Genomic DNA, 18,908 nt, shown 5'->3' with positions numbered 1-18,908 from the left:
AGCCAGCGAGTTGCCTCGCTGGCTCCATGAATACAATTATTACAGGAATCATTCGGCGTTACAGCATAAAACGCCTATCAGCCGATTGGGAGCCGCTGTGAACAACGTCTTGCAACTCCACATCTAGGCCCCGCTTCCGATTGTCCGTCGTTGTAAGTGATATTGCCTTGCCGCGTCCGGCCCGTCATCCCCCCCCCCAACAAGCCCTCCCAAGCTCGCTGGAGTGCCTTGGACGCCCCGCGTCCAACAGCGGCTCTCTTTGCAGGGCGTCCCGAACCCAGGCGCACCCTCCCGATAATCCACGCCCGCCACATCCGAGAGACCGAAGAGGAGTAGACCAGCTTGAGCCCTGGATCGACGGCCTAGAAGCCGACCGCGAAGGGGTGGCGGCTCTCACCACGGGACCCGGCGTACTCTCAAAGCGGCTCGCCTCCCGCAAAGGCGCGCCCTCTACTTTTCCTGGGGTGGAGCCGCCCCGAGCGGATCGGATTCTCGCCGACGATCTCTCGGGCGGCCACACCACGCGCAAGGCCCTTTTTTGGTTCTTTTTTGGGCAAGCAAAAAAGAACCGCCGCCCGCGCAGGGCATGGAGAATTGTGTGGGGCTTCAGCCCCGCACAGCGGCTCTCGCGCCGCAGGCGCGCATCTTTCCATCAATCGCCGCCCCTTGGGCGGCTTTCCTTACCACCTCTCCCCATCCTTTCTATGAACACATGGCTGAGATTGCCCCTCCCAAGGGCCAATCCACCCTTTGACTCCCCTACGGGAGTGTGGGAAAATCATTGCCATGTTCAACGTGACGGCCATTATCGCCGAAGAACTCATCCGCAAGGCCGAGCAGGAAGGCAAATTCGAGGACCTGGAAGGCATGGGCCAACCCCTCAAGCCGGACGAGGCCGCGAACCTGCCGCCGGAACTGCGCATGGCCTACCGGATTCTGAAGAGCTCCGGGCACCTTCCCGCCGAGGTTCTGGAAGAGAAGGAGATCACCTGCGCCATCGACCTGCTCGAACACATGGAGGACGAGCAGGAGCGGTACCGGCAGGTCCAGAAGTTGAACGTGATGATCATGCAGATGAACGAGCGGCGCCGCCGCCCGATAACCCTGGATACGTCCAGCGACTACTACCGCCGCATTGTCGAAAAGGTGCGCCTGGCCGAGGAACGGTACGGCAAACACGATGGCGATGCGGTCAACCAAAGGTAATACATGCACAAATTCGGTATGATCGCCCTGATCGGGCCGCCCAACGCGGGCAAATCCACGCTGATGAACACCTACCTCGGGCAGAAGGTGGCCATCGTCTCGCCCAAGCCGCAGACCACGCGCAACCGCATCAGCGGCATCCTGACCACGGACGACGCCCAGCTCATCTTCCTGGACACGCCGGGCATCCACCGGCTGCGCGGCAAGATGAACCGCTTCCTGCTCGAATCGGCCTGGAACGCCCTGGCCTCGTCCGACGCGGTGGTGGTTTTGCTGGACGCGGCCCTGTACTGCGCCAAGCCGCACCTGCTGGACAAGGAGATCGCCCCGCTGGTCAAGCCGGTCAGCGAGGCGGGCCGCCCGGTGCTGGTGGCCGTGAACAAGATCGACCGCATCAAGGAGAAAGACCAGCTGTTGCCGTTCATGGCCCGGCTGGCCGAGCTGTGGCCCGAGGCCGAGTTCGTGCCGGTGTCGGCGCTCAAGGGCAAGGGCACGAGCGATCTGCTCGAGCGCATCCTGGCGCACACGCCCGAGGGGCCGCAGATGTTCCCCGAGGACCAGATTTCCACCCTGCCGATGCGCTTCATGGCCTCGGAGATCATCCGCGAGAAGCTGTTCTATTCGCTCAGGCAGGAACTGCCTTACTCCACGGCCGTGGAGATCGAGGAATGGGACGAGAAATCCCGCGAGGACATGGTCGTCGTCAACGCGGTCATCTACACCTCGCGCAAGAGCCACAAGGGCATGATCATCGGCAAGCAGGGCGCGAACCTCAAGGAGATCGGCTCCCAGGCCCGCAAGGACATCGCGGAGCTCATCGGCCAGAAGGTCCACCTGGAGCTGTGGGTCAAGGTCCGCGAGGGCTGGACCGAGGACCCGGGCTTCCTGCGAGCCATGGGACTGGGCGAATAGCCCGAGGGAAAGAACGCCAAAACGGCGAAGGGGGTGCGGTCCGCATGGATCGCACCCCCTTCGCCGTTTCGGGCGGGACGGCTACTCGTTGCTTTCAAAGCCCTGGCTGGCCTTGTAGGCCTCCCACTCCTCGTGGGACACCGAGCCGTCCTTGTTGGTGTCGGCCTGGTCGAAAACCGAGGTGTCGCCGTCGGAAAAGGCCACCAGGAACTCGCCCTTGGACATGCTCCCGTCCACGTCCACGTCCAGGGACTGGAAGCAGACGTTGTAGTTGGTCTTCGCGGCGACGGGCTGGCAGAACAGCAGGGCGAAGGCCAATGCTAAAAACAGTTTCTTCATCAATTACTCCGGATAGTTCAGCTTCTTAGCCTTCGATAAAGCCGGTGACCACGGAGATGAACTTGTCCAGGGACTCCTTGGCGTCCTGGCCGCTCTCCACGGACTCGGCATAGCACCTGAGCAGGTAGCGCTTGAGGATCAGCTTGTTGGCCGATTGCAGGGCGGAACGCACGGCCCGCACCTGGACCAGGATGTCCTGGCACTCCTTGCCGGATTCGATCATGCCCTGGATGCCGCGCACCTGTCCTTCGATGCGTTTCATGCGGGACAACACGTTTTTCTTCAGGGCCTGTTCTTCGGCGCACAGGTGCTCGTCCATCTCTTTCTCCTTTGTCTCAAACCATGTTCCCATTGCCCTGCCGTGCGCTTTACCGTACTGTCGTAGGGTATTGTCCACCGCATATTCGGGGGTTCCTACCGTGTCAATTTCCCAATCGAAAATAGTGCTGCTCAACCTGATGGAGTTGTGCGCAGCCGTATTTCACGGGCCGGACGAACAGGGATGGAGGGAACTGGCAACCCATGGATTGCCCGAACTCCTCGGCCGTGTCCAGAATTTTCCCGGCCTCCCGGCCGAGCCCCTGGAACGGTTGCACCGCGCCCTTGCGCCCCATGCCGACGCCGGGGATTTCTCCCCGCTCGAGGCGGAATACGTCCGCCTGTTCATCGCCGGGCCCGGCGGTGTCCCGGCCCCGCTCTACGAGTCCTGCCACCAGGGCGGCGCGCCCCGGACCATGGGGCACAGCGCCCTGGCCATGGGCGACCGCCTGGCCGAGGCCGGGCTCGAAATTTCCCTGCCTTCCAACGAACCGCCCGACCACCTGGCGCTGGAGCTGGAATACCTGTTCCACCTCTGCGCCGAGGGCTGGACCGACGATCCCGCCCTGGCCGACAAGGCGGTCCGGTTCGCGGGGGAGGTCATGCTCCCGTGGGTCGGCTGCTTCCGCGACAGGCTGGCCTGGGCCGACCCCGACCCGGTCTTCCCGGCCGTGGCCGACATCGCCCTGGCCCTGCTCGGGGCCGTGGCCGGGGCCTAGTCCCTGGGCGGCCGCCTGACCGTCGAGCGGAGCACGTCCAGGAACCGCTCGTCCGGCTCGAAGTAGCCCCGCTTGATCAACTCTATGCGCCAGGTGCCGTCGCCGTTGGCCCTGACCAGGTAGGCCAGGGGCAGCTCGGCCTGGCCCAGGCACTCGAAAATCTGGCCGCTCTTGTCCGAGAACAGCGGGTAGGCCACGTCGTAGTGCTTGCGGAACCGGACCACGGACAGGTTGGAGTCGTAGACCCCGATGCCGATGATCTTGAGCCGTCCGGTCAGTTCCTTGTCCGCCTCCACCCTCTGGAAGAACCGCGTCAGCATCTTGGTCTCGGCCACGCAGTCGCTGCAAAGGGTGTTGTAGAGCTGGATGAGCACGAAATCCGCCTTGAGCTCCGAGAGTTGCAGGAATCTGGCCCCCTCGGGCAGCTCCAGGTACTGCCGGTCCTCGTCGCCGTTGAGCACCGCCACCCGGCAGGTGGGGAAGTCGTCCCCCACGGCCAGGACGTGGACCGCTTCGGGCTGGCCCTCCACCAGATCGGGGTGCTTCTCCCGCCAACCGTGGAACCCGGCCGGATACCGGTAGATCCGGGTGTAACCGAGACGCGCTGCCCAGCGCGCCGCAATGGAGCTGCGCAGTCACCTGAAGCTCCGGCAGTAGACGACCAGCAGCCGGTCCCTGTCCGGGCCCATCAGCTCGGCCAGGGCCTGGCGCTTGGCGGCGGACAGATCCAGGTCGTCGCCCAGGTCGAACTCCAGATTGACCGCGCCGGGGATGTGTCCGGCCGCGAACTCGTAGTCCGCGCGGGCGTCGAGCAGGACCATGTCCGTTTTCTCGGCGAGCAGCTTCCTCAGCCCGTCGTCGTCGATGAGCCGATAGTCGTCGCGCCGGGCCTCGGCCTCGGCCGACGCCCACCAGACCTCGTTCTCGTCCGCCCGGGCGGGCCGGGCGGCGAGCACGCAAAAGGCGAGGAGCAGCCATGCTACACAGGTAATGATTCTGGGCATATGCGCTCCCCGCCTTGCTGTTTGCGGCGTGCCGGGGCCGCCCCCGGACGTCTGTGGTTTGTCCCTACTTGTTGGGATGGACCTCGTAGCTGTTATCGTCGCCGAACTTGTTGGTGGCCTCCAGATAGAAGACCTTCTCGACGTCGGGACGGAGGTCCTTGAACAGATAGAAGGCCTCGCCCGCACGCGCGCCCGTGGCGCAGGAGAAGACGATGGGCTTGTCCGTGGGGATCTCCTTGGCCTGCTTCTCGACCATGTCCACCGGCATGTTGATGGCGGACGGGAAGTGACCGGCGGCGTATTCCTCGGGGTCGCGCACGTCGATCAGCAGGATGGCGTCCGGGTTGTCCTTGATGGTCTTGAGGAACCAGGCGGTGTCCACCGCGCCCTCGGCCTCGCCGGCCTGGACCGAGGTCTCGGCCGCGCCGAACATCTCCTTCCAGCCGGGGTAGCCGGCCTCGGCCACGAGCACGTTCCTGTAGCCGAGGGACCGGGCCATGACCGCGGACTTGTGGGACAGGGCGCAGGCGTAGCCGCCGCAGTAGTAGATCAGCGTGGTGCCCGTCTTGTCCACGGGCAGCAGGCCGCGCTTGGCCGCGAAGTCCTTCTCGGGGATGCCGATGGCGGACGGGATGGCCCCGGCCAGGAACTTCTTGTACGGGCGGGCGTCGATGAGCAGGTACTCGCCGCCCTCATTGATGCGCGCGTTCAGGTTCTCCAGGCCGATGGAATAGTAGGGCGCGCGCTTCTTCCAGTCCGGGAACCCGGCCGCGTAGACCTTGACGTTGGTGTAGCCCAGGGCCTCGGCCGCAAAGGCGGACTTGTGGGACAGGGGGCAGTCCAGGCCGCCGCAGTAGAAGATCAGCAGCGCGCCCTTGTCCTTGGGCAGCTTGTCCGTCATCTTGTCGAACTGGCTGGCCGGGATGGACTCGGCCGTGGGGATGTAGCCGTCGACGTACTTGGGCTTATACGGCCTGGAGTCGATGATCATCACGTTCTTGGGCTTGGGCATCTTGGCGTACTTGGCCACGAACTTGTAGTCCACGATGGAATGGAACTGCTTGAACTTGGCCTTTTCCTGGGCCATGGCCGGTGCGGCCACGGCGACCATCGCGAACGCGAGCAGCATGGCGGCGGCGATAAACTTCCTGTGCATGAGACACTCCCTTCCTAAAGGATTGTTTTCCCTTCCCGCCCCTCCCCGGGGCGGGACCCTGTTTCACTACTCCGATCCCTGTTCGGGTTCGGTTCTGACCTTTTCCCACCACAGCCGGTGGTGATGCCTGGCGTAGCCGTCCGGGACCACGCCGGTGAACATGGACTTGAAGCCGGGCCGCTCCTCGGGCGATATGGCCGCCATGTACACATGGACCAGCAGGCCCGCGAAGACCAGACCCACGGCTATGAAGTGCACGGCCACGGCCCAGCCGATCATGCCCGTGGCCTCGGCCCCGAAGGTCCGGTCGGACAGGTACATGATCACCCCGGTGACGGCAATGACCACGCCGCCGACCACCGACGCCTGGGCGAACGCCTTCTGGCCCATGTTGTAATATCCCTGGTCCGGGAGATCCGGGTCCGCGCCGACCGCCTTCAGGGCCTTGGGCCCCAGAGTCATGAGGACCATCTTCTTGAGCATCCAGGCCATGTCCCGGGCCGGATTGACCGCGAAGACCTCGGCCAGGAAGAACTTCGCCCCCCGGAAGTTGACCAGCAGATAGAGGATGAAGCCCGCGATCCAGACCAGGCCGATACCCTCGTGGATGGCCAGCAGGTTGCCCCCGCCGCCGACCACGGAGCGCAGCCAGGCCGGGTAGCCGGACCCGAACGGGTCCACGGCCGGGTTGCTGATCAGCCCCACGCCGGTCAGCAGGAGCAGCAGCCAGCAGGCCGCGTTGAACCAATGGATGAAGATGTCGGAGCGGTCGTGCCGCTTGTAGGTCCTATCAGGCATCGGTGTCCTCCTTGTGATCGGAACCGGCGAAGAGCTGGCGGCCGAGCATGGCCAGGACGCCCAGGCCGGACAGGGCCACGATGCCCTTGATGAACGGCGCGGACTCCTGCATGGCCACCATGGAGGCGGGCACCACGGCCTCGCCGCCCCAGTCGCCCGGTCCGGGATCGCCGAGATAGTACATGTTCGGCAGGGTGTTGGTCTTGGCCGCCACCTGGGTCAGCCGCTCCTTGTTCTTGAGGAACAGAGCCCCGGCCGCGCTGGTCGGATCGTTGATGTCGCCGAAGACCCGCGCCTTGGTCGGACAGGTGTCCACGCAGGCGGGCTGCAGCCCGGCGGCCCGGCGCTCGGGGCAGTAGTTGCACTTGTCGGCCTTGCGCGTGACCTCGTTGCGGTAGCGCGCGTGGTACGGGCAGGCCGGGATGCAGTTGCCGCAGCCGATGCACAGGGACGCGTCGATGACGACCTCCCCGGTGTCGAGGTCCTTGTAGGTCGCGCCCGTGGGGCAGGCGGTCACGCAGGTCGGGTGCTCGCAGTGCATGCACGCGCCGGGCTGGAACCGGGCCTTGCGGTCCGAGATGCCCGGCACGACCCGGACGTCGGCGGACTTGATCCAGTTGCGGAACTGGCCCTCGGGCACGTTGTTGGCGACCTTGCAGGCGGCCACGCACCCCTTGCAGTCGATGCACTTGGCCGCATCGATGACCATGGCGAGTTGCTGAGCCATTACGCCGCCTTCCTTGTTACGGTGACAAACGTGGTGTGCATGGACGCGTTGCCGGTGATGGCGTCGTAGTCGTCGTCCAGCAGCTCGTTGATGGAGGCGCCGTTGTTGTGGGACAGCCGCTCCATGGTGGACAGGGTGTTGTAGCCCGAGAGCATGAACACCGTGTCCGGGCGGATCTTGTCCGTGACCTCGGCCTTGAGCTCCTGCCTGCCCACCGGGCTGGTCACCTCGACCATGTCGCCGTCCTCGACGCCCAGCCTTCCGGCGGCCTCGGGATTGAGCCACAGAGTGTTGGTCGGCACGAACTGGTGCAGCAGCGCGTTGTTGGCCGTGGAGGACTGGGTGATCATGGCGTTGCGGCCGATGACCATGCGGAACCGGTTCTCGGGCGGCCCGGCCGGGGGCGTGTACTCGGGCAGCGGGTCCAGGCCCATCTGCTCGTAGCGCTGGTTGTACAGCTCGACCTTCTTGGACAGGGTCTTGTAGATGCGTCCGTCGTAGATGCCGTAGACCTTGGACGGGTTGTAGTACACGCCGTCGCGGTCCATGACCCCGAGGGCCTCGGGGATGTCGCGGGTCTGCTTCTCGCGGTACTCGTCGATGGTGAAGTCGAAGAACTCGCCGAGCTCCATGCGGTTCGCGACGCCCTTCATGATGTCGAACAGGGCGCGGGACTCGTAGAGCGGCTCGATGACCGGGTCGCGCTTGACCACGCAGGCGCAGGCCACGGAGCCCTGCAGGCCCGAGCACGGGTCCTTGCGCTCCAGATAGGACTGCGACGGCAGGACCAGGTCGGCCATCCAGGCGGTGTCGGACATGGCGATGTCCACCACGGTGACGAAGTCCATCTTGTTCATCATCTCGATGGTCTTCTTGCGGTTGGGGGCCGTGCCCATGGGGTTGGTCTTGTAGATGAACCAGCCCCGGATGGGATAGGGATCGTCGGCCAGGACCGAGTCGCGGGTGACCACGAAGGAGCCCTCGTGCTCGAACATCATGGGCACCTTGCCCGCGTCGATGCGGTCCTCCCGGTTCTCGTCGTACCACGGGGCGTCGAAGGGCACGCCCTTGAGGCCCACCTGGCGCGCGGCCAGGAGCCCGCCGGGCTTGTCCCAGTTGCCGAGCAGCCCGTTGACGATGGCGAAGCTGCGCCGGATCTGGGTGGAATCCTCGTAGTCCGAGGTGCGGCGGCCGGGGTAGACCATGGACGACGGCGCGGCCGCGGCCAGCTCGCGGGCGATGCGGACGATGTCCTCGGCCGGGATGCCGCACTGCTCGGCCGCGAAGCCGGGCGTGTACCGCTGCACGTGGGCCGTGAGCTGCTCGATGCCGTAGGTCTTGTCCGCGATCCACTGCGGGTCATAGAGCTTTTCGTTGATGATCACGTGGGCCAGGGCGAGCATGAAGGCCATGTCCGTGCCGGGCCTGACCGGATACCACTCGTGGGACAGGGCCGCGGTCTTGGTGTAGCGCGGGTCCAGCGTGACCAGCTTGCAGCCGTTCTCGCGGATGGCGGTCATCAGGTCGATGGAGTCCGGGGTGACCAGGGCCTCGAAACGGTTGGCCCCGACCATGAGGATGTACTTGGAGTTGAGCACGTCCGCGAACGGAACCTCGCCGAAGGTGTCCAGAAAGGCGCGGCTGCCCGAGACCAGGCACAGGGACTCGTGCGAGGTTACGTTGAACGAGCCGTAGGCCTCGGCGAACCGGCCCACGAACTGCGACTGGAGGTCGGAGCCCGCCGTGAAGAGATGCCCGCAGGGGGTGTACTTCTCCCGGACCTCGGCCATCTTGGCCGCGGCCATGTCCAGGGCCTCGTCCCACGGGATGCGCTGCCACTTGCCCTCGCCGCGCGCGCCCTTGCGCAGCAGCGGATGCTTGAGGCGGTCCGGGTCGTAGACCTGGGCCAGGCCCGCGTTGCCGCGCGCGCAGAGCATGCCCCGGGATTTCAGAAATTTGGGATTGGGGTCGAGCTTGGTGGCCACCCCGTTCTCGACGCGGGCGATGAGCCCGCACTTGTTGAAACACATGTCGCAAGCCGAAAACCTGGAATCCCAGGCGGGCTTGGCGGGCGATGCCGCGCGGGCCTTTGTCAGGCCGCCGAGCAGGGCCGGGCCGCCCACAGCCCCTGCCGCCACCAGGCCGGAGGCCCGGAAGAACTCGCGGCGGGACATCGTCTGCTTTGAACTGGGCACTGCGTACCTCCAAACGTCCGCACTACTGTCGGGTAGGGTGCCTCCCCCGCCCCGGCTTCCCGGCTCGGGACAGGGGGGACCGGTTGTGTCGAGCTGCGCTCCGTCTCCTCCATGGGGCGCAAGGGCCGCGCCGGAGAACCCCCGGCGCGGCGCGAGCCGCACTGCGCTAGCTGCACTTGGCCGGAGACGGGGAGTCCTTGGCGTAGTCGTGCAGATAGGTGAAGATGTCGTTCAAATCCTTTTCGTTGACGGTCCAGTCCGGGCTGCACTTGATCTTGCCCGTGTCGGAGAACAGCGCGGTCCATTCGGCCTGTGTCTTGTCCGCCGGGCTCATGTCGCTGGCGGTGGTCCCGTGGCAGGAACGGCAGTTCTTGCGGTACAGAAACTTGCCCTTGCGGGCGTTGCCGCCACCCATGGCGAAGGCCATGGACACGGCGAAGACGGTAATCAGGGCCGTTGCCACGGCCAGGACGAGCTTGCTTTTCATGCTCCCTCCAAAGTTGACTTGTTGCACGTTCGACAAAAGGTTTTCACACTCTTACAGACCTTATGGTCTGTTTAAATACTTGAACATTATAACCTGAACCCGATACGGGCCCGCAGCTTCCGTATACCCATACCGGGTATATGTGTCAAGAGCGTTACATCGAAATTCTTGATCTATACGGTGGAAAATGACCGTTGATTATAATAGCCGTAGACTTTTGAGGGGGATAGGAATATCAGAAAAATGGTGAGTAGTCTCAATCCGGAGGTCGCGCCCATGTATCCACCCGAAACCGCCCCCCGCCCGCCTGTTGCGCGGCAACGCGGCAAACGCCCCAGGGCCGGGATTGCGGCCCTGGCCCTCCTTTTTCTCTGCGCCTTCGGCCCGTCGGCCCTGGCCATGGAGCGCGCCCAGGCCGTGGGCACGATCAAGACCGTGACCGGCGAGGCGTTCGTGGAGCGGCTTTCCGAGCGGCTGCCCGCCTCGGTGGGCGACTACCTGCTGGAGGGCGATACCCTGGTCACGGGCAAGAACTCCTCCATGGGCGTGATCTTCCGCGACGACACGCTCCTCTCCCTGGGACCCGTCTCCCGGGTGACCATCGACAAGTTCGTCTTCGACCCCGCCCAGGAGCAGCTCGACTTCCTGACCAGGGTGAACAAGGGCACGGTCCAGTTCATCTCCGGCCAGATAGCCAAGCTCAAGCCCGGCGGCATGGCCGTGGAGACCCCGCTGTCCACCATAGGAATCCGGGGCACCCGGTTCCTGATCAAGGTCGATTAGGAGCGCGCCATGATAAAATTCGCATACACCCTGCTTGCCTGCCTGATGCTCGCCGGTTGCGGCGGCGGACAGACCATCGTCCTGTTGCCCGACCTGGACGGCCACGTGGGCGAGGTCACGGTGACCTCCGAGGGCGGCAAGACCGCCACCCTGAACAAGGCCAATCAGGCCGTCACGGGCACGGCCACGGTGACCACCCTGAGCGACGCCCAGGTCCGGTCCGAGTTCGGCGCGGCCATGGCCGCCCAACCCCTGCCCACGGCCCGGTTCATCCTGCACTTTTTCAGCGACTCGTCCAGGCTGACCGACGAATCCCAAAAGCTCATCCCGGACATCATGCAGAGCTGGCGCGACCGCAACTCCAACGACGTTTCGGTCATCGGCCATACCGACACCCTTGGCGAAAAACAGTACAACTACGACCTGTCCGTGCGCCGCGCCAAGAAGGTCCGCGACCTGCTGGTCAAGGCGGGCATGCCCGAGGACATCATCGAGATGACCTCCCACGGCGAGGAGAACCCGCTCATCCCCACCCCGGACGGCAAGTCCGAACCCCGCAACCGCCGGGTGGAGGTCCTGGTCCGCTAGCGGGCCGCCACCAAACAGAACGAAAAGCCCCCGCGCCATGTTGCGCGGGGGCTTCTTTTGTAAGCGATAGAAATCAGGAAATGATGGCCGCTTCGCGGCGTTTGTCAGGTGACTTCGCCTTGATTCGCCCCGTCCAGGGGCTCACCCCTTCGGGGCGCCGGGAAACCCGGCGTCCAAATCCGCTGTCCTGCGGATTTGTCGGCGGGCAAGGGTTCGCACCCTTGCATCCCATTTTGCGCCTGCGGCGCGGTGTTATTAGCTTCGCGAGAGAGGCGTTGTCACCAGAGGCGGTCGGCAAAGGCGCGGTGGAAGCCGTGGGCGAGGATCAGGTCGGCGGTCTTCTTGATGTCGTAGGGGATGAACCGCATGGTCAGGACCCGGCTGTCCAGGTCTAAAATCCCGTACTTGGCCCGGTTGTCGCCGTCGCGCGGCTGGCCCACGGAGCCGATGTTCACCAGGTGGCGGACGCCCTGCTCCAGCACGGTCTCCCCCTCGGGCAGGGGATGCCGGACCGGCTCGCCGCGCAGGCAGGTGTAGCGCATGAGGTCGTGGGTGTGGCCCACGAAACAGACGTCCTCGGCATAGCGCGCGAAGACCCCGGCCATCTCGTCCTCGTACTTCCAGAGATACTCGGTGACCGAGTCCGGCGGCAGCCCGTGCACGAACCGGCAGCCGTGCTCCACAATGGCCTTGTGCCGGGTGGTCAGCCACCGGTAGGTCTCTTCCGAGATCATCTCGCGGGTGCGCCGCAGCATGTCGGCCGCGGGCTGGTTGAAGCCGCGCAGGTAGTGGATGTTGATCAGCCCCTGCTCATGGTTGCCCATGGTGCACTCCACCCCGCGCCCGCGCAGCAGGTCCACGCACTCCTGCGGCTGCGGCCCGTACCCGATCATGTCCCCCAGACAATACACCGCGTCCACGGGCCGCCCGTCCAGGTCGGCCAGGACCTCCTTCAGGGCCTCGAAGTTGCCGTGCACGTCGGACATGATGGCGATACGGGTCATGGCCGGAAGGTACCCTTTCCCCGGTGCCCGCGCAAGGCGTGGGCACCGGGGAATGCCTCCGGCGGCCAGAGGGGGAACCTCTTGGAAGAGGTTCCCCCTCTGGACTCCCCCTCCAGAACTTTTTGTGTGCCTTCGGCAGGTCCGTGCGGGCGCAAAAGTCCCCCGCCTCTCCCTTGGAGCGATTCGGGCGGCGCAGCCACCCGACAGCGGATCTCTCCCCGTCGCACCCCCGTCCTCGGAATAGGCTTTCGAGAGTGGGTCAGCTGTGCATTTTCTTCCAGGGGGCTTTCACCGCAGCGTATTGCGGCATACGTGAGGATGAAAGCCCCCTGGAAAAAATGTGCAGATGGCCCGCTATCGGAAGCCGCCCCCCTTTAATCCTCGTCCAGCCCGGTCAGGTCGCCGATCTCGAAGCCGTTTTCCTCGGCCTTGAGCACGCGGCGCATGAGTTTGCCGGAGCGGGTTTTGGGCAGGGTGGTGCGGAACTCGATGGATTTGATCACGGCCACGGGGCCGAGTTCGTTGCGGATGGTTTTCTTGAGCGCCTTGATCAGCTCGTCGCCGGGTTCGAAACCGTCGTTGAGCATGACGAAGGCCTTGGCGGCCTCGCCCTTGATCTGGTCGGGCACGCCGATGACCGCGCACTCGCAGACCGCCGGGTGCACGCCGAAGGCGGCCTCCAGCTCGGCCGAGCCGATGCGGTGGCCGGCGATGTTGATGACGTCGTCCGCGCGGCCCTGGATCCAGATGTAGCCGTCCTCGTCACGGCGGGCCACGTCGCCCGCGTAGTAGACGCCCGGAATCTGGGACCAGTACTCCTTGAAGCGGTCGTCGTCGTTCCACAGGCCGGTCATCATGGACGGCCAGGGCGCGGTGACCACGAGCAGACCGCCCTTGCCGGGCGGCACGGGTTTGCCGTCCTTGTCGACCACGTCCACCTCCACGCCGGGCAGGGCCTTGGTCACGGAGCCGGGCTTGAGCACGGAAATGGGCATGGGCGAGATCATGAACATGCCGGTCTCGGTCTGCCACCAGGTGTCGAGCACCGGGCATTCGGACCGGCCGATGTTCCGGTAGAGCCAGATCCACGCCTCGGGCGAGATGGGCTCGCCCACGGTGCCGAGCAGGCGCAGGGAGGACAGGTCGTGCTGCTTGGGATACTGGGCGCCGAAGCGCATGAGCATGCGGATCATGGTCGGCGCGGTGTAGAAGATGGTCACCCCGTACTTGGCCACGATGGACCACAGGCGGTCGGCCTGGGGATAGTTGGGATGGCCCTCGTACATGACCGAGGTGGTCCCGGCCATGAGCGGGCCGTAGATACCCGCCGAGTGGCCGGTGACCCAGCCGGGGTCGGCGGTGCACCAGAAGATGTCCGTGGGCTTGATGTCGAAGACCGTGGTCAGGGTGCGGTGCACGCCGACCATGTAGCCGCCGTGGGAGTGGACCACGCCCTTGGGCGTGCCCGTGGTCCCGGAGGTGTAGAGCAGAAAGAGCGGGTCGTCCGCATCCATGACCTCGGTGGGGGCCTCGTTGCGCTCCTGGCGGACCAGGTCCTCGTACTGGAAATCCCGGCCGTCGACCATGTCCACGCCGATGTTGCAGCGCCGGACCACGACCATGGCCTCCACGCAGTCGGCGCACGCCCCGACCAGGGCCTCGTCGGCGGTCTCCTTGAGGCTGATGATCCGGCCGTTGCGGTAAAAACCGTCGGAGGTGATCAGCAGCTTGGCCTGGGCGTCGTTGATGCGCTTGCGCAGGGCCTTGGCCGAGAACCCGGCGAAAACCACGGAGTGGACCGCGCCGATCTTGGCCGCCGCGAGCATGGCTATGACCGTCTCGGGCAGGGGCGGCATGTAGATGACCACGCGGTCGCCCTTGCGAATGCCCAGGGAGCGCAGGGCGTTGGCGAAGCGGTTGACCTCGCGGTAGAGCTCGAAATAGGTGTACTTGCGCTGATCGCCCGGTTCCCCTTCCCAGATGAACGCGAGCTTGTTCTTGTTGGCGGTCTCGATATGGCGGTCCAGCGCGTTGTAGACGATGTTGCAGCGCGCCCCCGGGAACCAGCGGTAGAACGGGGCGTCCTTGTCGTCCAGGACCTGGTCCCACTTCTTGAACCAGTCGAGCTCGTCGGCGGCCTCCTCCCAGTATCCGGCGGGGTCCATGGCCGCGAACTTGCGCGCCCCCTCCAGCTCCTGGGGATTGACGTTGGCTTCGATGACCAATTGCGGGAGCGGACGGAATACCCGTTCTTCCTGCAGCAAATTATCTATAGCGCCTGACTGGTCCATGTGCCCTCCTCGCAGGGTCAACCGGAATACCCGGTCTTGCGAGTCTCATTCATAGCATTTTCGTTCCGCAACTCCCGGCTTATTCGGCCAACGGCAGCAGCGGCGGGTTGAACGGTCGGACCGGCCGTCGCGGCCCGGTCCGGGTGTCGATCCATCGGTTCACAGCCCGATGATCTTCTTCAGCTCGGCGATGCGCCTCCTGCTGATGGGCAACTCGATGCGCGTCCGCCCGGCCGTGCGCAGCATGAAGTTTGAGCCGGGCATGCTCGCTATCTCGGTGACCATGTCCAGGTTCACCAAGTACTTGCGGTGCACGCGGAAAAAGCGATGCGGCCCGAGCCGGTCCTCCAGGTTCTTGAGCCTGTAGGAGGAGAGAAATTTCTGGTTGGCCGTGTGCACGTAGGAATAGTCCTCGAAGGCCTCGACGAAGATGATCTGGTCGTAGGGAATGAGGATGGTCCGCCCGTCCTGGTTCACGGCCAGCTTGTCGATCTCGGGCCGACGGCTGGACGTCTGGTCCCAGGCGGCCTGGAGGGCGGCCAGGAACGAGTCCTGCTCCTCTTCGGGCAGGGGCAGCTTCACGGTCTGCTCGTCGTCCTCGCTCGGCTCGTCGTCCGCGTCGCCCGGGTACGGGGCCGGGGGCGGCACCTCGCGGAACCGGGTCTTGAAGGTCTGGAGGCGGTCCATGGTCCGGGCCATGCGCCCGGGCGCGGGCGGCCAGAGCAGGTAGTCCGTGGCCCCGAGCTCGAAGGCGGCGTAGGCCTGGGACTCGGAGTCGGAGATGAACACCAGGGCGGGCTTGTTCTTGCGTCCGGCCAGCATCTGGGCCATTTCGACGCCGCTCGCCCCGCCCGGCAGGTCCACGCCCACGAAGAACACCCCGTAGGGAATGGCCTCGAGCAGCTCCAGCGCCTCGAAGGCCGAAACCGCCTCGCCCAGAACCTGGACGAAGGGCACCTCCTCCAGCACGTCGCGCAGGGCCGTGCGGACCTCGGGGTCTGGATGGACGAGCAGGGTTTTCAGCTTGGGCATGGCGTATCCGGTCCGGGTTGCGTGGCGGGAAACTCCAACACTCCTCCATCCCTACCCATATTCCGCGCTCTTCGCAAGACGGGCTCGAAACCCGGCCCGGTGACGATGTGCTGGAATTTGCATCTGCCGTCTTGCCCGCGCCCGGGCATTCATCTACATTCGCCGCATGATGCAGAATCCCTATATAAAGAAGCTCGTCAGGTTCCTGCGCTCCCACGTGCTCATGTCGTTCATCATTTACGGCGCGGCCGTGGGCGTGCTCGCCCTGGCCCTGTGGGTGACCTTCCAGTTCGTCAAGCCCCTGCCCCCGGGCAAGGTGGTCATGGTCACCGGTGGCGAGGGCGGCGCGTACTACGCCTTCGCCCAGGAATACGCCGCGTTCTTCAAGGAACACGGCTTCGAGCTGGAGGTGCGCACATCCAAGGGATCCATGGACAACCTGGCCATCCTCGCCGACCCGGACTCCGAGGCGCAGGCCGCGTTCATGCAGGGCGGCATCGCCACCCCGGAGGAGCATCCGAACCTGGAGAGCCTGGGCTCGCTCTACTTCGAGCCGGTCTGGCTGTTCACCTCCAAACGGCTGCGCATCAAGACCCTGGCCGACCTCAAGGGCCGCAAGGTCGCGGTCGGGTCCGAGGGCAGCGGCACCAGCCACCTGGTCCTCCAGCTGCTCGCCGAAAACGGCGTCACTGCGGATACCGCCAACCTGCTCCCCGAGGGCACGGACCAGGCCGTTCCCGAGCTGCTCGGCCGCAAGATCGACGCCCTGTTCGTCATCGCCGGGGTGAAATCCCCGGCCGTGCGCGGCCTGAGCGAGGCGCACAAGACCGTGAACCTGTACTCCTTCGACCGGGCCGAGACCTACGTGCGCACCCACCGGTTCCTCGAAAAGCTGACCCTGCCCCAGGGCGGCATCGACCTCATGCGCAACCTGCCCGCCCAGGACGTGACCCTGCTCGCGCCCACGGCCAACCTCGTGGTCCGCGACGACCTGCACCCGGCGCTCCAATACCTGTTCCTGCTCGCCGCGGCCAAGATCAACGGCAAGGGCGACATGTTCGCGGCCACCAACCAGTTCCCCAACGACCAGGCCGTGCTCTTCCCCCTGAGCGACGAGGCCAGGAACTTCTACAAGTCCGGGCCCCCGTTCCTCATGCGCTACCTGCCCTTCCAGGTGGCCATCACCGTGGAGCGGCTCAAGATCCTGCTCATCCCGCTGCTGACCCTGCTTTTCCCGCTGTTCAAGATCACCCCGCCCGCCTACCGCTGGCAGATTCGGCGGCGCATCTTCAAGTGGTACAAGCAGCTCAAGAAACTGGACATGCACGCCTACGTCCTGACCGACCCGCAGGAAGCACGCGACATGCTCGAACAACTCGAACAGATGGACCGCCTCGTGCTGGAGACGTCCGTACCGTTGTCGTACACGGACTACATCTACTCCCTCAGACTGCACATCCGCATGATCCGCCAACGACTGGAAAAAACCGCCGGACTCTCCGTCCAGGACACCGGCCACCCGGCGGATTAGGGGGAAGGATGCCTCCGGCGGCCAGAGGGGAAACTTTTGGAAAAGTTTCCCCTCTGGACTCCCCTTCAAAACTTTTTGTCGCCGCTTCGCGGGGTGCGGGCGCGATAAGACGCCTCCTTTTTAAGAAACCGTCTAATACGCACATCTTCCCGGCCGCCGGAGGCCCCCCTACCGCCTCTGCGGGACGCAGGCGGTGCCGTCGGGAAGATCGCGGCAGATGCCCCGGAGGGTGCCGTGGGGCGTCTGCACGGTGCAGCCGTCGCCCTGCGACTTGGACTGGCAGGCGGTGAAGGCCTCGGACGGCGGCCGTCTGCGGCCGGACGGGCCGTTCATGCCTTCTTGTCCTTCCATGCCCTGGGGCCGTCCCATGCCGCGGGACACACCCGGCCCGCCGTTCATTTGCGAAGGCATGTTCGGATCGCGCCGGCCTGGTAGCCCGCCGGTCCAGGCCGGGATGGGCGGATTGGGCGGCTCGTAGTAGACCACCCCGCCGCCGGTCACGCAGCGGACGTAGTTCAGGATGCGGATGTCGTCGCCCTGGGGGCCGTGCCCCTGGGGGAACCGGCCGGGATCACCGGACTTGGGATCGCTTCGCTCCGCACCCGCGCCGTGTACGTCCATGAGGGTCTTGGGCCGGTTCGAGCGCGGCGGGGAGAACCAGCCCATGGCCCGGCCGAAGGCGAGGTAAACCGCATGGTCGGGCCGGGGGCCGTCCAGATGGGTGGTGGAAGTCCAGAAATAGGACTCGGGGTTGGTCACGGCAAAGACCGGATCAATCGCCGCCGAGCCCGTGGCCGTGGGCGAGCGGGTGTAGTCCACGATGGATTGGAGCTCCTTGGCCGAAGGCAGCCGCCAGTCCGCGCGGCCGCCGAGGTCGAGGTCCCGGCAGTAGGCCAGGGCCTGCTCCCAGTTGCGGGTCACGCCGTCGTCCGCCCGTTGCCAGACCAGGCCGGTGGCCCGGTCCTCGACCACCGGCCCGTGGGCCAGGAAATCGTTCAGGCCGTACCGTGAATTGCCGCGCACGTAGCGCACGTATTTGCTCTTCCCGTGGCCCGGCGGGTCCTGCATGGGATAGCCTTTGATCCGGCCGTCCGCGAAATTGACCCCGAACACGGTCCGGTTGCCGCCCATGGTCGTGCCCCTGTAGACCGTAGAGGACCAGTCCTGGCAGTCGATGATCCGCCTGCCCGAGGCCGTGTCGCCCCACTTGAAGCCGAAATACCGAGTGTCGATATACGGGACGGAGTTACGCTCGTCCGACTGGACCCAGCCGTTGAAGTCGATGAGGGAATAGAGCTCCTTGATGGTCGGCGCGCGCCAATCGGCGTAGCCGCCCATGCGGCAGGTTGCGGACCCGTCCATGCCCTCGCGCCAGGTGACCGGCTCGCCGCGCTCCTTGACCCACATGAGCCCGGTGACCAGGTCGGACACCGTGCCGTCGCCGTTGTCCCGGTAGCGCGGAACGTTGCCCCGGTACTGGGCGTCCTGGCCGTCGAACGGCCCGCCCGGTTTCGGGCAGTCGATCTGCCGGGTGTCGTCGAAACAGCCGTCCTGGCCGGTGTCCACGATGGGATACGACCCTGCCAGGGCCGCGCCGGCCGACAGGACCAGCACGAACAGACAAGGGAGCAGACGTGTTTTCATGAAGCCTCCGCTGAGAATATCGCCTCTTTTGCCTTTCATGGTTACAGGAGAATGCCTCCGGCGGCCAGGGGGGAACCCTTCTCAAAGGGTTCCCCCCTGGCCCCCCCTCCCAAACTTTTTGTCGCCGCTTCGCGGGGCCGTGCGGGCGCGACAAGACGGCCTCTTCTGAACAAC

18 protein-coding genes are annotated in these 18,908 nt (G+C 65.3%); 6 read left to right on the top strand and 12 right to left on the bottom strand.

Annotated features, from left to right (window positions below):
- The first annotated feature begins 786 nt into the window (after window positions 1-786).
- Window positions 787-1,206 carry a DnaJ family domain-containing protein gene (locus AB6M95_RS16730; protein WP_371387887.1) on the top strand — a complete coding sequence of 140 codons (420 nt, stop codon included), beginning with the start codon at window positions 787-789 and terminating at the stop codon, window positions 1,204-1,206.
- 3 nt (window positions 1,207-1,209) lie between these two features.
- On the top strand, window positions 1,210-2,118 hold the full coding sequence (gene era / locus AB6M95_RS16725; protein ID WP_371387886.1) for a GTPase Era: 909 nt from the start codon (window positions 1,210-1,212) through the stop codon (window positions 2,116-2,118).
- 81 nt (window positions 2,119-2,199) lie between these two features.
- On the opposite strand, the gene AB6M95_RS16720 is transcribed toward era, so the two are convergent.
- Both AB6M95_RS16720 and AB6M95_RS16715 read right to left on the bottom strand, forming a co-directional pair.
- On the bottom strand, window positions 2,200-2,457 hold the full coding sequence (locus tag AB6M95_RS16720) for an EF-hand domain-containing protein (protein WP_371387885.1): 258 nt from the start codon (window positions 2,455-2,457) through the stop codon (window positions 2,200-2,202).
- Between the two features lie 25 nt (window positions 2,458-2,482).
- Window positions 2,483-2,776, bottom strand: coding sequence for a metal-sensitive transcriptional regulator (locus tag AB6M95_RS16715; RefSeq protein ID WP_371387884.1), 294 nt, complete (start codon window positions 2,774-2,776; stop codon window positions 2,483-2,485).
- A 100-nt stretch (window positions 2,777-2,876) separates the two neighbouring features.
- On the opposite strand from AB6M95_RS16715, the gene AB6M95_RS16710 reads away from it, so the two are divergent.
- Window positions 2,877-3,494: a TorD/DmsD family molecular chaperone gene (locus AB6M95_RS16710; RefSeq protein ID WP_371387883.1), complete on the top strand. Its 618-nt coding sequence runs from the start codon at window positions 2,877-2,879 to the stop codon at window positions 3,492-3,494.
- On the opposite strand, the gene AB6M95_RS16705 is transcribed toward AB6M95_RS16710, so the two are convergent.
- The 6 genes from AB6M95_RS16705 to AB6M95_RS16680 form a co-directional block, all read right to left on the bottom strand.
- The gene (locus tag AB6M95_RS16705) at window positions 3,491-4,498 is read right to left on the bottom strand and encodes a rhodanese-like domain-containing protein (RefSeq protein ID WP_371387882.1); all 1,008 of its coding nucleotides are present in this window, start codon (window positions 4,496-4,498) and stop codon (window positions 3,491-3,493) included. The two genes, AB6M95_RS16710 and AB6M95_RS16705, sit on opposite strands and share 4 nt — an antisense overlap.
- 64 nt (window positions 4,499-4,562) lie before the next feature.
- Window positions 4,563-5,654: a rhodanese-like domain-containing protein gene (locus AB6M95_RS16700; RefSeq protein ID WP_371387881.1), complete on the bottom strand. Its 1,092-nt coding sequence runs from the start codon at window positions 5,652-5,654 to the stop codon at window positions 4,563-4,565.
- Window positions 5,655-5,720: 66 nt separating this feature from the next.
- Window positions 5,721-6,452: a formate dehydrogenase subunit gamma gene (locus AB6M95_RS16695; RefSeq protein WP_371387880.1), complete on the bottom strand. Its 732-nt coding sequence runs from the start codon at window positions 6,450-6,452 to the stop codon at window positions 5,721-5,723.
- Window positions 6,445-7,179, bottom strand: coding sequence for a 4Fe-4S dicluster domain-containing protein (locus tag AB6M95_RS16690; protein WP_371387879.1), 735 nt, complete (start codon window positions 7,177-7,179; stop codon window positions 6,445-6,447). Before AB6M95_RS16690 ends, AB6M95_RS16695 begins: the two co-directional genes overlap by 8 nt.
- Window positions 7,179-9,353 carry a molybdopterin-containing oxidoreductase family protein gene (locus AB6M95_RS16685; RefSeq protein WP_371387888.1) on the bottom strand — a complete coding sequence of 725 codons (2,175 nt, stop codon included), beginning with the start codon at window positions 9,351-9,353 and terminating at the stop codon, window positions 7,179-7,181. The genes AB6M95_RS16690 and AB6M95_RS16685 overlap by 1 nt, the downstream gene beginning before the upstream one ends.
- 187 nt (window positions 9,354-9,540) lie before the next feature.
- On the bottom strand, window positions 9,541-9,861 hold the full coding sequence (locus AB6M95_RS16680; RefSeq protein WP_014323225.1) for a c-type cytochrome: 321 nt from the start codon (window positions 9,859-9,861) through the stop codon (window positions 9,541-9,543).
- Between the two features lie 276 nt (window positions 9,862-10,137).
- Here AB6M95_RS16680 and AB6M95_RS16675 point away from each other — a divergent pair, with 276 nt between their 5' ends.
- Complete coding sequence (locus AB6M95_RS16675) at window positions 10,138-10,644, top strand: FecR family protein (protein WP_371387878.1); 507 nt, start codon at window positions 10,138-10,140, stop codon at window positions 10,642-10,644.
- 9 nt (window positions 10,645-10,653) lie between these two features.
- On the top strand, window positions 10,654-11,232 hold the full coding sequence (locus AB6M95_RS16670) for an OmpA family protein (protein ID WP_371387877.1): 579 nt from the start codon (window positions 10,654-10,656) through the stop codon (window positions 11,230-11,232).
- Window positions 11,233-11,510: 278 nt separating this feature from the next.
- Here AB6M95_RS16670 and AB6M95_RS16665 read toward each other — a convergent pair whose 3' ends face one another.
- The 3 genes from AB6M95_RS16665 to AB6M95_RS16655 all read right to left on the bottom strand — a co-directional run bounded on the left by AB6M95_RS16665 (window position 11,511) and on the right by AB6M95_RS16655 (window position 15,559).
- Window positions 11,511-12,236, bottom strand: coding sequence for a metallophosphoesterase family protein (locus AB6M95_RS16665; protein ID WP_371387876.1), 726 nt, complete (start codon window positions 12,234-12,236; stop codon window positions 11,511-11,513).
- A 374-nt stretch (window positions 12,237-12,610) separates the two neighbouring features.
- On the bottom strand, window positions 12,611-14,527 hold the full coding sequence (gene acs, locus AB6M95_RS16660; RefSeq protein WP_371387875.1) for an acetate--CoA ligase: 1,917 nt from the start codon (window positions 14,525-14,527) through the stop codon (window positions 12,611-12,613).
- A 159-nt stretch (window positions 14,528-14,686) separates the two neighbouring features.
- Entirely contained in the window at window positions 14,687-15,559 is an 873-nt protein-coding gene (locus tag AB6M95_RS16655) for a LytR/AlgR family response regulator transcription factor (RefSeq protein ID WP_371387874.1), read from the bottom strand.
- Between the two features lie 166 nt (window positions 15,560-15,725).
- Between AB6M95_RS16655 and AB6M95_RS16650 the strand changes: the two genes are divergently transcribed.
- Window positions 15,726-17,090: a TAXI family TRAP transporter solute-binding subunit gene (locus AB6M95_RS16650; protein ID WP_371387873.1), complete on the top strand. Its 1,365-nt coding sequence runs from the start codon at window positions 15,726-15,728 to the stop codon at window positions 17,088-17,090.
- A 168-nt stretch (window positions 17,091-17,258) separates the two neighbouring features.
- On the opposite strand, the gene AB6M95_RS16645 is transcribed toward AB6M95_RS16650, so the two are convergent.
- Window positions 17,259-18,734: an Lcl C-terminal domain-containing protein gene (locus AB6M95_RS16645; RefSeq protein WP_371387872.1), complete on the bottom strand. Its 1,476-nt coding sequence runs from the start codon at window positions 18,732-18,734 to the stop codon at window positions 17,259-17,261.
- Window positions 18,735-18,908: the final 174 nt, after the last annotated feature.

Source organism: Pseudodesulfovibrio karagichevae (assembly GCF_041414475.1).
Lineage (GTDB): Bacteria > Desulfobacterota > Desulfovibrionia > Desulfovibrionales > Desulfovibrionaceae > Pseudodesulfovibrio > Pseudodesulfovibrio karagichevae.
This window is presented reverse-complemented; position numbering and strand designations above follow the sequence as displayed.

Excerpts from the sequence above, each read along its gene's own strand:
- AB6M95_RS16730 (WP_371387887.1), top strand. The coding sequence starts at position 787 with ATGTTCAACGTGACGGCCATTATCGCCGAAGAACTCATCCGCAAGGCC.
- era (WP_371387886.1), top strand. The coding sequence starts at position 1,210 with ATGCACAAATTCGGTATGATCGCCCTGATCGGGCCGCCCAACGCGGGC.
- AB6M95_RS16720 (WP_371387885.1), bottom strand. The coding sequence starts at position 2,457 with ATGAAGAAACTGTTTTTAGCATTGGCCTTCGCCCTGCTGTTCTGCCAG.
- AB6M95_RS16715 (WP_371387884.1), bottom strand. The coding sequence starts at position 2,776 with ATGGACGAGCACCTGTGCGCCGAAGAACAGGCCCTGAAGAAAAACGTG.
- AB6M95_RS16700 (WP_371387881.1), bottom strand. The coding sequence starts at position 5,654 with ATGCACAGGAAGTTTATCGCCGCCGCCATGCTGCTCGCGTTCGCGATG.
- AB6M95_RS16695 (WP_371387880.1), bottom strand. The coding sequence starts at position 6,452 with ATGCCTGATAGGACCTACAAGCGGCACGACCGCTCCGACATCTTCATC.
- AB6M95_RS16690 (WP_371387879.1), bottom strand. The coding sequence starts at position 7,179 with ATGGCTCAGCAACTCGCCATGGTCATCGATGCGGCCAAGTGCATCGAC.
- AB6M95_RS16685 (WP_371387888.1), bottom strand. The coding sequence starts at position 9,353 with ATGTCCCGCCGCGAGTTCTTCCGGGCCTCCGGCCTGGTGGCGGCAGGG.
- AB6M95_RS16680 (WP_014323225.1), bottom strand. The coding sequence starts at position 9,861 with ATGAAAAGCAAGCTCGTCCTGGCCGTGGCAACGGCCCTGATTACCGTC.
- AB6M95_RS16675 (WP_371387878.1), top strand. The coding sequence starts at position 10,138 with ATGTATCCACCCGAAACCGCCCCCCGCCCGCCTGTTGCGCGGCAACGC.
- AB6M95_RS16670 (WP_371387877.1), top strand. The coding sequence starts at position 10,654 with ATGATAAAATTCGCATACACCCTGCTTGCCTGCCTGATGCTCGCCGGT.
- AB6M95_RS16665 (WP_371387876.1), bottom strand. The coding sequence starts at position 12,236 with ATGACCCGTATCGCCATCATGTCCGACGTGCACGGCAACTTCGAGGCC.
- acs (WP_371387875.1), bottom strand. The coding sequence starts at position 14,527 with ATGGACCAGTCAGGCGCTATAGATAATTTGCTGCAGGAAGAACGGGTA.
- AB6M95_RS16655 (WP_371387874.1), bottom strand. The coding sequence starts at position 15,559 with ATGCCCAAGCTGAAAACCCTGCTCGTCCATCCAGACCCCGAGGTCCGC.
- AB6M95_RS16650 (WP_371387873.1), top strand. The coding sequence starts at position 15,726 with ATGATGCAGAATCCCTATATAAAGAAGCTCGTCAGGTTCCTGCGCTCC.
- AB6M95_RS16645 (WP_371387872.1), bottom strand. The coding sequence starts at position 18,734 with ATGAAAACACGTCTGCTCCCTTGTCTGTTCGTGCTGGTCCTGTCGGCC.